The sequence below is a fragment of the Paenibacillus gyeongsangnamensis genome, assembly GCF_027533625.1.
GTDB lineage: Bacteria > Bacillota > Bacilli > Paenibacillales > NBRC-103111 > Paenibacillus_G > Paenibacillus_G gyeongsangnamensis.
In genome coordinates this window covers 171,393-184,112 of record NZ_JAQAGZ010000015.1, presented here as the reverse complement: position 1 = coordinate 184,112, position 12,720 = coordinate 171,393, and the positions used below count along the sequence as shown (strand labels likewise).

Here is a 12,720-nt window from a genome sequence, read left to right as displayed (position 1 = left end):
TCGGACTACCTCACCGGCGCTTCGCTCATTTGCTTGGCGTATCTGACAATATCCGGAGGGTCGCGGTCAATTGCACCGAACATCCGGCGAAATAGCCACCTTGGCGTACTCGTCACCGCGAGCTTGCCTTCGATATATTCGCCTCGGGGCGTCAGCGCCGTCGTCCCCTCGAACCGAATCCCGCTTCGATCCAAAAGAAATGTCTGCTCCAGCGTTCCGACTATGCTCTCAATAATCTCGGGCGTAAACCGCCCGTTGTCCGAAGCCGCCGCCTGCTGCACGCCGGCATCGAGCACCATCTCTACGGCCCGGGCTCTAGTTGAGTAAATATCGTGGAGAACCGGCTGGAATAGCAGCAGCATGACGATATATACCGTAAGGAGCTCCACTAAAGCGGCTTTCATCCGGCCTCTACATCTGGACCCGAAGCCGCTCCTTCTTCAACAAAAGCCAGTACTCCGATCTGGTCCTTGCTCCGGACCCACTCCGGCGAAGGCGCTTGAAGGTTGATGCTGCTGGGTACGTTGGTATTATTGAACAAGTCGTCCATTTGCGTTTTCTTTTCTTTGATCGAGCTCCATAGCGCCACGAATATAAACAAGCCGATGGCGGCTAGCGTAGCCGCGATGATCAGGAATTTTTCCAGTGCAGGTTTCATAAATAGATCGTCGTCCTCTCTTCTGCTTCGTTAACGGGTACTTTACCCGAAATGATTCGTGGTTCTGGCCAAGTCCGTCACATACTGCTGCGCTACATTCAGCGCATTCCACAAATAAATGAGCAGCGGACTGAAAGCCGCGGCATAGGCGATCGAGCCGAAAAATTTGCGGCGGCGCCTTCGATTTTCCCGCAGCATGTGGGTGAAGCTCTCCTCCCTTGCGTCCACGAGCTGGGCGATGTCCTCCGCGGGCGTAGCGTCCAGATCGGCGAGCAGCTTGCAGAGCTCCCTGGCCTCCCGGGTTCCGATATCCTCGGCCATGACGCGCAGCGCCTCATGCGGCCCTTCGTCGAACGCCCGAAGCGCTTTATTGAGCGAAGGCTTAATTTGGACCGTATAGTCCTTCAGCTTGGTGAGCAGCGCATGCAAATTAAGCCGCCGGCTCCGCTCGCCCCTCAGCTCGTCCGCGATCATGCTGTATACCATGAACAGCTCGCGGTTCTTCTCTCCGTCGTGTACCTCCTTGAACTTGGCGATCAGCAGGGTCACAAGGGAGGCTTTCGTATTCGTCAGCAGCAGCCATGTCACCGGCCCCCAAAGCTTGAGCAGCATGCCGGGCCACCCGGCGGCTTCGAAACCGGTCCAGGCGGTCTCGATCAAGCCGTTGCCGAGCCATAGCGCGAAGATACCGTATCGCCCCGCCTGCAGCTTCCACGCATTGATGCCCATAGGGCTGCCTGCGCGCTCCAGCTCCTTTTGCAAGGGGGAGGAGGCCAGCTTTCGTTTCCAGCTCATGTACTGCAGCCGGGTCATGTCCTTAACGGATGTCCGCTTAGGAAGCTTCCGGGAGACGAGCCATGCGGCGGTCGTATAAATTAAACAAAGGATAATACCAAACGCGGTATAAGCCGCCGCATACCCGTTCTCCAAGCCGTTCCAAGGCGCAGTCATCTTCTCACCTCCACGCGTTAATAATCGTTAGGCGGCTTACGGAACCAGAGGGCCATCAGCAGCGAGACGAGAATGAATCCGATCGCAGCCGTCAGCCAGAACCGTCCCGAGTCCGTGCCCAGTTGATAATGGAGCGTGCTGTTTACGCCCATAAACACGATCATCAGCACGATCAATAGCGGAAACAGCAGGACGTGCAGCCAGCTGAGCTGCAGCACCTCCGAGCTGGAGTCGCCTTCATCGCGAAGCAGGTCCATCTGCTTGTGAATGTTCTTGTCGATGGTCATGAGCGTCCGCTCGACATGCTCTCCTCCGAGCAGCCCTTTGAGCAAGGTTAAGCCCAACTGCTTCGCAAAGGAAGTCTGAATCCCATATACCAGTTCTTCAATCGCTTTCTCCATTTCGCGCGGGTCAACGTAGTTCAACTCCTCTCTTATTAAATGTAAAAACATTCTGCGGATCGCCGGCGAAGCGATCTCCGGACCGGCCAGCCTAAGAGCGGTCCGCATATTGCCTCGGCTCATCTTGTATTTGCCGGCTAAAATTCCGACCGCCTGGGCCAAATCGTAACCGCTTTGAAGCTGGATGCTCCGCAGGCGAAGCCGCAGGAAAGTCAGCAGCACCCCCGGGACCAGCACACCCAGGAAAACCGAGAAGCGGAGATCCCCGGAGGAAAAAAATCCGAGCAGCCCGGCCGAGAGTCCCGAGGAAATCGCGCCCGTCAGCCATCGCTCAACGGCTCCAGGGCGGTAACGCGCCCCCTGGATCGTCTTCAACATTAGCTCCAGCTCGCGGAACATGCGTCCCGTCAGCTTGTTCAATTGATCGATTCCCTTAGCGGCTTGCTCCTTACGATTCAGCTCCTTCATGCGCCTCCGGTGGCGGCGTTCGGCGGCATGCTCCAGGCTAAGACGGAGGAGAAGCGGACGAAAGAGGGTGAAGGCGCCGGCCGAGAACAGCAGCGCCGACATCAGCAGCACGGCCGGAAGGACAACGGGATAGAGCCGGATCATGACCCGCCGCCGTACGATTCCCCAGGATGGCCTGCAAGGCGGCTGAACGCGGCCGTGAGCCGCTGCAGCTCGCCGTGAATGCGGGACAACGGGGAAGCGTCCACCGGGTTGTACACCTTGATTCCTTCCGCCTCAGGAATGGGCGACTCCCGCTCCAGACTGCCCAGCGTCTGAAGCACCGTCTCGGTCCAGGCCGGCTCCAGCTCGCGCATCTCGCCAAGAAGCTCTTCGCTTAATCCGCAGCGGTACTGCCAGCTGTCCGTCGCAGGATCCCAGCGCATAATTTCATGGGTGCTGATTTCCCCCGTACCGCGGTCGAGCCGCAGCTCCATGATGTTTTTCACTCGTTTGTTCCTGCGGCTCGTATCTTGGGTTTGGACAAGGATAATATCGATGTTGTCGGCAACGCGCCGCTCCTCCTGCTCGAATCGGGCTCCGGGATTCAGGCTGCAGAGCAGCCGGGCCCACTGGGAGGGCACGACCTCCGGTTTCCACGTATGGTAGGTGGAGGCGAAGCCCTTCAATAGCCGCTCGCAGGCCAGCATCGCGCCTTCCGCTTCCACCCGCCGGACCTCACCGATGATGGCATAATCGACGTCGAATCGAAGCACCTGGTCCATCGCGTGGTGGAACGTCTGCTCGTGCGTGACGCGTTCAATCAGCTTTTTCTCGGGAAAATCGCGGCTGGCCGCCAGCTCGTAATGCTTCTCGATCACCGCCCCCGTGTAATGGTTCTCGCGTTCCGCGAGTAGCGCTTTTAGTGTCGTACTCTTACCGGTACCCGGCGGGCCTACGATCAATAAATTACAATGCGTCTTCGACAATCCCCGAAGCAGCGGAACCGCCTCTTCCGGAATGGTCCGCCGCTCCCGGTTCGCCAGCTCCTCCACCGTAACGCGTCCGATCAGAAAACGCCTCAGTGTGATGACGTCATGGCGAACATCGGGCTTCACGGTCAGCGTCACCCGTTCTCCCGTGTATAGATCCACCTCCAGAGCGGTGTGATACAGGTTGACTACCGCATCCTCCTTCTGCCGTGTAAGCGCCCTGATGATCTTGTCCACATCCTGCTGGGAAGCGAACTGAAACGGCATCCGCTCATGCTTCCCGTGATGATGAATCCAAATGGAAGTCCCGATGATTTGTGCTGCGTAGCTGTCAGGGTAGGCTTGCCAGCAAGCCAGCGCCTTGAACCCGTATACTTCGTGAAACACCGCATGCGTAACGTCGCCATACCGCTTCTGCTCCTCGCTGGCATATTCCCGAAGTCCCCGGTAATACTGCGGCAGCACGGAGTCGTGGCAGCCGATCCGGTCGACGAAGGTCTGGATCTGCTCCATGATCGCCGTAACGGTCTCCGGCACGCCGATAATCGCACGGTTCTCCAGCTCGACGAATTCGTCCGCTTCCCGCTCCGCCTCCCGCTTGGATAACCGGCCGGGAGAAAGCTCTCCGCCGCCGCCCTGGATTTTGCGAAGAAACTCGGCGTTCGCCTGCTCCTTGTATAACCGGCATACCTCTTCGAACGGCAGCCGGACAGGGGCCGCTCCCGGCATAGCGAGCCGTATCTCCGCCGCAGCCGGTGCTTTTGCAGCGGAGTACGCGCCCTTCGTCTGTTCCTGACGGAACTGTCCGATATGAAACCGTACGCCGTTCATTTGCCCAGTGCTCCTTTCAGCCCGAAAGCCATCAGTCTGCGACGCCACCATGCTCCGGCCAGCCCCCCCGTCCTGACCGCCGACTGCGCGGCTGATTCCGTTCCCTGCTCCGAAAGCTCATAATAGCGGATAATGGCCCGGCACAGCTTATCCACTTCCGCAGCATATCCCGGCGGAGCGGCTCTCAGGATGCTCCGCTCGGCCTCCTTCAGCTGCAGCTCCTCGCTCTCCGGCAAGATCCCCAGTACCGGAATTCCCGTCTGCCGCGCGAGCTGCCTCTCATTCTCGAGACCGCTCAGCGGCTTCATCCGGTTGAGCACGAGCAGCGCCCGGGAAGGCTCGAAGCCGAGCACCGGATCCAGGATCTGCTCCCTCATGCGCTGCCACTGCTCTCTGGCCTGAAGACTCTGGCTCAGATGAACGAGTACCAAGTCGCTCATAATGAGGCTCTGTGCGGCCAAGGCGTGGTCGGGGTAGCTCCCGGCGTCGACCAGCACCAGATCGAAGCAGCGCCGGGCACACTCAATGAGATGGGCCGCCCCTTCGGCGCCGTAATAGTACAGCTTCTTCAAATCCCGGCTGCCGGCCAAAAATCTGGCCTTCGCTCCCAAAGGATGCATTTTGTCCGGAAGCTCCTCCTCCGTCAGCTGCCTTCCTTGCAGCGAGCCCCACAAATCGTCCAAATACTTGCCTTCATAGAGGAGTCCGCTGTCGCCCGCATTCCAGCCGTTCATCCCGAGCACGCCGACCCTGAGTCCGGTCCGTTCGCTTAAACGAACGGCCGTATGCAGCAAGCTAGTGGTAAGCCCTAGCTGGGGAAGGGCGCCGAGCATGGCGATTACTTTGCTCTGCGGCAAGCTCTCCTTGGAGCAAATCCGCTGCACCTCGGAGCAGATCTGACCTACCGTCCGGTACGGCAGTATCGAATGAATGTCATGCGCCGCGCACAGTCCCCGCAGCCGGCTCAGCTCCTGCGTATTTTGACGGTTCCCCATCAGGAAGAAAACAGGCTTCTCCTCGCATTTGTCCCGAAGCGCCAGCACCGGCCCGATGTCCAGCAGCCGCTCGCTCACGACGACAGCTCCAACCGAGGCCAGCAGCTCCTCCGGCGGCTCGGCGGCGAGGGCCGCTTCCCCGAGCACATAGCATTTATGAAACCCTCCGAGCCGCTCCAGCGCTTCCGCGAGCCGAACATCCTCCGACAGCAGCAGTATGTTCAATGAATTAAACACTCCCTTCATCTTTAGCGATATACCATCAGAAAACGGTAGCCCTTGCTTCCGTATTTGCGGATCAGCTCCTTCTGCTCATCGGTAACGATGAGCTCCACGCTGGCAACGGCTCCGCTCGGCTTCTTCCGTTCGTCGGAGGCCGCAATTTCCTGATTGTTGGCCGCCTTGGCATAGCTGACGGTGATCTCGCTCAGCTTCGTTTCCTCCTCGTACGGGATATTCCACTCGGCCAGCCGTTCCCGGGACGGGTCGTCCCGCAGCTCCATCTTGTCCGCCGTTTCCTTCGTAACCAGGAGCAGCGATACCCGGTCGCCGCGCAGCAGGCTGCCCGGCAGCTTTCCGAAGATCCATTCCGGCGGCAGCGGCATATTCCACTCGCCTTGCCCCGGCTGCAGGTGGCGCGTATTGACCATGTCGGGCGTCAATTGCTCGCCGGCCCGGATCGGCCGCACTGTTTCGCGTCCGACGGCATCCGCCAAGCGCACCAGTGCGCCGTCCACCAGCAAGTCTCTCGGGACCTTGGCGACCTGCACCCGGTCCGCCGTCAGCACCTCGCCCCGCTCCACCTTCTTGAATGCCTGCACAACCTCCACGGTCCCCCAGTTCGGCTCGATCTTGTATTTCCACAGCAGCAGCAATGCCGGACCGGAGCAGCACAATCCCACAATCAGCGTGTAATACAGCGCTTTGCGCAGCAGGCTCAATGTAAGCTCCTCCTCCTTCCTTTCCATTCAGCCGGTCCAACGTCGGCGCATAGACCGCGGTCTTCCAGAAGACTTACGATCCAGGGCTCAAGCGCCTTGCCCAGCGCCCTTCGCACCGCGGGGATATCCTGGGCAAGCTCTCCTCTCCAGGAAGCCTCGGCCATCCAGGCTGCATCCAGCGCCGGCAGCTCGCAAATCGGGTTCAGCGGGAGCAGACGAAGCCAATCCGCCGCCCGCTTCGAGCGAATGCTCTTGTTGGCGACGCCGAACACCCGCTTCCCGACCGCTCTCCACTCCTGCAGCTGCCGGGAACGCCTCTTCACTGCGGGAAGCTCCAGCTTATGCACGTGCGGATCCATGGTGCATACGATCGCGTCCGCCTGCTCCAGCAGCGGCCGCACCGCCGGCTGCTCCCAATCCGCTCCGATGTCGGCAACGACGACAGGCCTTGAGACCTGCCGGAAAAGACGCTTCCAGTAAGAGGCTTCCGTACAACCGCCGGCCTCTTCTGCCCGCCAGCCCGGCGATGCGGGGAGCCACAGCGTCTCGCCATCGATCCAGGATGCGCATAAATCCCCCTCCGCTGCCGTATAGCAGTTGTAACCCGGAGGGGCGTGCTTATCTGCGAACAGCAGCGCATAGAGCTCCGCCGAGGGCGTGGGCGGTTCTAGCACCGCATGCGGAACCGCCCGGTCTTGCAGCGCGCGGGAGAGCGCCAGTGCCGTGAACGTGGCTCCTGCGCCGCGATAGAGCGCGGCAACCGCAATCAAGCAGGGCATCGCCCCGGCCGCCTCCTCCCGAATCCCCTCCAGCCCGCCGCTCCGGCTAAGCCCGCGTATGGCGGTCGATACCGCCCGTGCGCTCGGGTACCGGTCATCGGGACTCCGCTCAAGCAGCCGGAGGACAATCGGTCCGATCCCCTCAGGTAACCGGACCGCAGACGGCTGCGCCGGGTCGTACCGCTCCCCTCCGCACAACAAATAATACAGCAGCGCTCCGAGACCGTAGAGATCGGTACGCGGATCGCTCTGTCCGCCCGAGAACTGCTCCGGCGCGGCGAATCCGACGGTCCCGACATACACGGTATCGCCGGGCTGGCCTTCCTTCCATGTGCGGGCCGTACCGAAGTCGATCAGCCGAAGACTCCCGCCCGCGTCGATCATCAGATTGGATGGCTTCAAATCCCGGTGGATGACCGGATTCGGACGAAGCCCGTGCAAATAGTCGAGCAGCTCGCACAGCTGCAGCCCCCATTCCGCCGCCTGCGCTTCCGTGACCCGCTTCCCCAACCGGTCGAAGCGTTCCTGCAGCGTTTCGCCCTCGATATAGTCCATCACGAGATACATCCTTCCGGCTGCCCCGGCCTGGACATAATCCACAATATCCGGCAAATTCGGGTGCCGCAGCCGGCTCATCGTCTCCGCTTCCCTGCGCAGTATCTCCAGCTGCCGGGAAGCTTCACCGATGCCGCGATCTCCCTCCTGCAGTCCCGCATACGCTTCCTTCACCGCCCACAGCTTGCCCGGCAGCTTCAAATCCTCTGCCAGGAACACCCGGCTCATCCCGCCGCATCCAAGCGACCGGATCAGCCGGTACCTGCCCGCAAGCACCTGACCCGGCTCCATTCCCCTGTTCCGCTCGTTCAAACCCGCACCTCCCGCTGCTCCGCCTTCCGTCCATGCACGACAAAAGAGCCGCCTCACGCATGACTCATGTCATGTCATAAGGCGGCTCGTCCGCACCCGGTTGCTCTATTGCTATTAAATTAGCACAAGATTCTCCAGAATGCAACAAAATTTTCTTTTTTCTCCCAATTTTATTCCGTTCATATATACCGCTCGGCAAACCCCGACTACATACTGTTTCGTATAAATAAATTATAAATCCGTGTCGACAAATTAACAATGAATTTACATTCCTTTGATTCAGAGATAACAAGTCCCCAATATAATCTAGAAGTCTAGACAAGTAAGATGAGGGGGTTAATGATGTCTCTGTTAGAAAAAGATTTACCCACAACGCGTTCCCTGCAGCGTCCGGCGGCGAAGGTCCGCAGCCTGCGCTCCGATAGATGGCGCGAGCACCTGCTTGCGTATATATTCCTTGCGCCTTCACTGCTGCTGTTCGCCTTGTTCCTGTTCTACCCGATGCTGAAATCCGTCTACCTCAGCTTCCAGCTGACGGACCCGCGGGGCCGGGTGGCGGCTTTTGCCGGATGGGACAACTATCATGAGCTCTTCGCCTCGGAGAAGTTTTATCAGAGTCTGAAGGTAACGCTGTCCTTCACCCTGCTGACCGTACCGACGGGAATTCTGCTCGCGCTTATCCTTGCGGCGCTTACCCATAACAAGCTGCGCGGCATGCGGCTGTTCCAATTCGTGTTCTCGCTTCCGGTGGCCGTCTCGGTCGGTACCGGCTCCGTCATGTGGATGATTCTGTTCCACCCGACGCTCGGCACGCTTAACTATTTCCTGTCGCTGCTTGGGCTTCCCGCGCTGAACTGGCTTGCGGATCCGGCCTGGGCGCTGTTGTCTGTCTCGCTCATGACCGTATGGATGAATCTCGGCTTTAACTACATCGTGCTGCTCAGCGGACTTCAAGGCGTTTCCGAAGAAATTTACGAGAGCGCGAAGATCGACGGCTCCGGGCCGCTGCGAACGTTCTTCCAGCTGACGCTTCCACTCGTATCGCCTACGCTGTTTTTCGTAAGTGTCGTATCGGTGATCGGCGCATTCCAAACGTTCGGCCAGATCCATATCCTGACCAAGGGCGGTCCGATGAACAGCACTGACGTCGTCGTCTACAACATTTACCAGGATGCCTTCGTGAACTTCCGGTTCGGCACCGGCAGTGCGCAAGCGCTCGTTCTGTTCGCGATCATTCTCGTGCTGACGTTCATCCAATTCCGTTTCCTTGAAAAGAAGGTGCATTATCAATGACCTCCCGTCTGCAAAATACCGCAGTTTACGCGCTGCTGACGCTGGCCGCGCTGCTGATGCTGTATCCGCTGCTGTTCACGGTGTCCTCATCGTTCATGACATCCGCCGAGTCGGCCACTTTCCCGCCGAAGCTGCTGCCGGGCGGACTACACTGGCATAATTACCTGGATGTCACCCGGACGATACCGGTGTTCAAATTCATCGGCAACAGCTTCCTCGTCTCCGCGTCCATCATGGTCGGACAGCTGTTGACGGCGAGCCTCGCAGCCTATGCTTTCGCTTTCCTCCGGTTCCGGGGCAAAAGCCTGCTGTTCGCGCTGTTCCTCTCCACGATGATGATTCCGTGGGAAGTGACGGTCATCCCGAACTACCTTACGGTCAAAAGCTGGGGCTGGCTCGACAGCTACCAGGCGCTCATCGCGCCGTTCCTGGCGTCGGCCTTCGGCACGTTCCTGCTGCGGCAATTTTTCCTGCAGCTGCCTTACGAGCTGTTCGAGGCGGCCAGGATCGACGGCTGCGGCCACGTCCGCAGCTTCGTGCAATTTGTGCTGCCGCTGGCGCGTCCCGCCTTGGGAACGTTAGCCGTGTACTCGTTCCTTACCCACTGGAACATGTACCTTTGGCCGCTGCTCGTCACGAACAGCCCGGCCATGCGTACGGTCCAGATCGGCATCGGCATGCTCCAGTTCGAGGAAAATACATCCTGGAACCTCGTCATGGCCGGAATCGTTACCGTGCTCCTGCCATCCCTCATTCTGCTCGTGCTCGGGCTGAAGCAGCTCGTCCGCGGGATGACGGCCGGAGCCGTCAAAGGCTGACCGCTCCGGTCGCCGCAACCTTGTTGTAGCACGCTGCCCTCCGTTTACGCGGAACAGGCGTTCTGCCTATAAAAAAGAGTCATACAAAAGGGAGAGATCAACCGAAATGAAGCTTATGAACAAGAACGCCATTCCGTACCTCGTCTTGGCATCCACTATGCTGTTTACCGCGGCTTGCGGTAATTCGACAAGCGGCAGCGAGACCAAACCGGCTGCAGCCGGTTCCGAAAGCAAGGCTGCCCCAACGTCCGGCCAACCGGTGAAAGTCATTTGGTGGCACTCCATGAGCGGCGAGCTCGGCAAAGCGGTGGACAAGCTGGTTGCCGACTTCAACGCATCGCAGAAAAACTACGTCGTCGAAGCTATCTACCAAGGCAACTACGACGAGAGCTTGAATAAAATGAAAGCTTCCATGGATTCCAAGAGCGGCCCGGCCATGATTCAGACGTACGAAATCGGCAGCCGGTTCATGATCGATACGAAGGCGATTACGCCGGTACAGAAATTCATCGATGCCGACAAATACGACGTTTCCCAGCTGGAAGAAAACATTCTCAGCTATTATACGCACGACGGCAAGCTGTATTCCATGCCTTTCAATACGTCCAACCCGGTTCTGTACTACAACAAAAACCTGTTCAAAGCCGCAGGACTTGATCCGGAAAAACCGCCGGCCACCTTTGAAGAAGTTGCCGACGCCGCGAAGAAGCTGTCCAAGGACGGCGTTTCCGGCGGATCGTTCGCCATCTACGGCTGGTTCATGGAGCAGTTCTTTGCAAACCAAGGAGCGGAGCTCGTGAACAACGGCAACGGCCGTACCAGCCCGGCTACCGAATCCCAGGTGAACTCGGATGCGGGTGTGAAAACCCTCACCTGGTGGAAGCAAATGGTGGACGACAAGTCCATGCTCAATATGGGACGCAAAACCGACGATACCAAAAAAGCTTTCCTCGCCGGACAAATCGCGATGACGCTTGACTCCACAGGCTCCCTGTTCGGGATCGTTAACGGAGCCCAAGGCAAATTCGAGGTCGGAACGGGCTTCCTGCCGAAGCCGGCCGGCGCGAAAGACGGCGGCGTGATCGTCGGCGGCGCAAGCAATTACATTCTGAACAACCGATCCGAAGCCGAGCAGAAGGGCGCATGGGAGTTCATGAAGTTCCTTGCCGATGCGAAGCAGCAGGCTTACTGGCACGTCAACACCGGCTACTTCCCGATCACGAAGAAAGCCTACGACGAGCAGAGCGTGAAGGACAACATGGCGAAGTATCCGCAGTTCAAAACGGCCGTTGACCAGCTGCATCAAACGAAAGCGATCAAAGCGACGCAAGGTGCCGTCATGGGCGTATTCCCGGAAGCTCGCCAGCTGACCGAGACCGCCATCGAAGAGGCCTTGAACGGCAAAAAATCCCCGAAAGACGCGCTGGACGGCGCGGCCAAGGAGATTACAGCGAAAATTGCAACGTACAACAAAACGGTAAGCAAATAAGCTTTCCGGTCTCAGCAAGGCCCCCGTCTTCGCTTGCTCCGCAAGCGAAGACGGGGGCCTTTTTAGCGGAATGCCGTTAGTCTATGGGAAGAAGTCTAGTCCAAACCGATCCCCTGCTCATAGGATAAATCAAATCACCGAAAGGAGTGACTCGCTCATGTCTTGTCATCCGCATTGTCCGACAAGAGAGGTATTCGATCCGCCGGTACGCGTCTTTCAGGATTTCTTCCATCCTCAAATCGTCAACGTCATTCATCCGATCGAAATCGTCAACCGCCATCACTGCGTTCCGGTTCCGAACCATCTTTTTTGCGTATCGGTGAAAGATGAGTTCTGCAACGCAACCATAGCAGCCAAGAAGGTCAAACGCAGAAAAAGATAGGCCTCATCACATGTCCCGGGTTGCTCCGCCTTTCGGTCTTACCGCTTCTCCCGCAGGCAGCCGAAGGCGGACCTCGGCTCTTCCTCCACCGCTACGTTAGCGGAAGCCAAGCCAGCACCTGTTGAATTTGCCGGTCCCAATAGCCCCACTCATGCGTCCCTGGACCTTCCTCATAAGTTAGAGGAAGCCCCGCGCCGCGCAGATGCTCTCTGAGCCGCACGTTGCCGTCATACAGGAAATCCTCCGTTCCGCAGCATTGGTAAAGCTTCGGCCGCGGCTTGTCCGAAGCCGCCAGACGGCTCGCCAGATGGAACAAATCCGCATCGCTGCCCGGAATAGCCGACAGGTCGCCGAAGATCAGCTCCGACTCCCGCCGGTCCGAATGCTTTAACGCAAATTCATGCACGTCTGCAACCCCGGATAAGCTCGCAACGGCGGCATAGCGTTCAGGATGCGTCAATCCCAGCTTCAGGGCGCCGTAGCCGCCCATCGACAGCCCCGCGGCGAACGTCCGCTCCCGCTCCTCCGCGAGCGGAAAGAACGACCGCGCAAGCGCAGGCAGCTCTTCGCTGATAAAGGCCCAGTACCGAGCGCCCGCGGCCATATCCGTATAAAAACTCCGGTGTACATTGGGCATGACGACGGCGAGCCCCAGCGCCGAGGCATACCGTTCGATCGAGGTGCGGCGCAGCTAAATCGTATGATCGTCCGAGCGTCCGTGCAGAAGGAACAGCACCGGATGCTTACCGCTTCCGGCACGCGATTCCAGCCCGATTTGACCGGATGATGCAGGCTGCGGCAGAATGACATACATCGAAGTGCTTAAGCCCAGCGTCTCGGAGAAGAAGTGGCAGTCAATAAAAGCCATAAGGATAC

The 12,720-nt window shown here is 58.8% G+C and carries 12 protein-coding genes and 1 pseudogene; 4 read left to right on the top strand and 9 right to left on the bottom strand.

The features are described 5' to 3' along the window. Nucleotides 1-5: 5 nt before the first annotated feature. From O9H85_RS22560 to O9H85_RS22525, 8 genes are read right to left on the bottom strand one after another with little or no spacing between them, the layout of a single operon-like run. A complete protein-coding gene (locus tag O9H85_RS22560) occupies nucleotides 6-404 on the bottom strand; it encodes a hypothetical protein (RefSeq protein WP_269883674.1) in 399 nt (132 codons plus the stop codon). Then, nucleotides 401-658, bottom strand: a complete 258-nt coding sequence (locus O9H85_RS22555) for a hypothetical protein (RefSeq protein ID WP_269883673.1) — start codon at nucleotides 656-658, stop codon at nucleotides 401-403. The genes O9H85_RS22560 and O9H85_RS22555 overlap by 4 nt, the downstream gene beginning before the upstream one ends. A 42-nt stretch (nucleotides 659-700) precedes the next feature. Next, entirely contained in the window at nucleotides 701-1,609 is a 909-nt protein-coding gene (locus O9H85_RS22550) for a hypothetical protein (protein WP_269883672.1), read from the bottom strand. A gap of 17 nt (nucleotides 1,610-1,626) precedes the next feature. Continuing rightward, complete coding sequence (locus O9H85_RS22545; RefSeq protein ID WP_269883671.1) at nucleotides 1,627-2,622, bottom strand: hypothetical protein; 996 nt, start codon at nucleotides 2,620-2,622, stop codon at nucleotides 1,627-1,629. Next, on the bottom strand, nucleotides 2,619-4,280 hold the full coding sequence (locus tag O9H85_RS22540; RefSeq protein ID WP_269883670.1) for an ATPase, T2SS/T4P/T4SS family: 1,662 nt from the start codon (nucleotides 4,278-4,280) through the stop codon (nucleotides 2,619-2,621). Before O9H85_RS22540 ends, O9H85_RS22545 begins: the two co-directional genes overlap by 4 nt. Continuing rightward, the gene (locus O9H85_RS22535) at nucleotides 4,277-5,500 is read right to left on the bottom strand and encodes a P-loop NTPase family protein (protein WP_269883669.1); all 1,224 of its coding nucleotides are present in this window, start codon (nucleotides 5,498-5,500) and stop codon (nucleotides 4,277-4,279) included. Before O9H85_RS22535 ends, O9H85_RS22540 begins: the two co-directional genes overlap by 4 nt. A 23-nt stretch (nucleotides 5,501-5,523) precedes the next feature. Next, nucleotides 5,524-6,216 carry an SAF domain-containing protein gene (locus O9H85_RS22530; RefSeq protein ID WP_269883668.1) on the bottom strand — a complete coding sequence of 231 codons (693 nt, stop codon included), beginning with the start codon at nucleotides 6,214-6,216 and terminating at the stop codon, nucleotides 5,524-5,526. Further along, the gene (locus O9H85_RS22525; protein WP_269883667.1) at nucleotides 6,213-7,862 is read right to left on the bottom strand and encodes a serine/threonine-protein kinase; all 1,650 of its coding nucleotides are present in this window, start codon (nucleotides 7,860-7,862) and stop codon (nucleotides 6,213-6,215) included. Before O9H85_RS22525 ends, O9H85_RS22530 begins: the two co-directional genes overlap by 4 nt. 342 nt (nucleotides 7,863-8,204) lie before the next feature. Between O9H85_RS22525 and O9H85_RS22520 the strand changes: the two genes are divergently transcribed. The 4 genes from O9H85_RS22520 (at nucleotide 8,205) to O9H85_RS22505 (ending at nucleotide 11,844) form a co-directional block, all read left to right on the top strand. Beyond that, on the top strand, nucleotides 8,205-9,155 hold the full coding sequence (locus O9H85_RS22520) for a carbohydrate ABC transporter permease (RefSeq protein WP_269883666.1): 951 nt from the start codon (nucleotides 8,205-8,207) through the stop codon (nucleotides 9,153-9,155). Continuing rightward, nucleotides 9,152-9,973 (top strand): carbohydrate ABC transporter permease, encoded by an 822-nt coding sequence (locus O9H85_RS22515; RefSeq protein WP_269883665.1) that lies wholly within the window; start codon nucleotides 9,152-9,154, stop codon nucleotides 9,971-9,973. Before O9H85_RS22520 ends, O9H85_RS22515 begins: the two co-directional genes overlap by 4 nt. A gap of 115 nt (nucleotides 9,974-10,088) precedes the next feature. Further along, the gene (locus O9H85_RS22510; protein ID WP_409348183.1) at nucleotides 10,089-11,462 is read left to right on the top strand and encodes an ABC transporter substrate-binding protein; all 1,374 of its coding nucleotides are present in this window, start codon (nucleotides 10,089-10,091) and stop codon (nucleotides 11,460-11,462) included. Between the two features lie 157 nt (nucleotides 11,463-11,619). After that, nucleotides 11,620-11,844, top strand: a complete 225-nt coding sequence (locus O9H85_RS22505) for a hypothetical protein (protein ID WP_269883663.1) — start codon at nucleotides 11,620-11,622, stop codon at nucleotides 11,842-11,844. A gap of 91 nt (nucleotides 11,845-11,935) precedes the next feature. Here the strand turns inward: O9H85_RS22505 and O9H85_RS22500 are convergent. Continuing rightward, a pseudogene (locus tag O9H85_RS22500) lies at nucleotides 11,936-12,712 on the bottom strand (alpha/beta hydrolase). Between the last annotated feature and the right edge of the window lie 8 nt (nucleotides 12,713-12,720).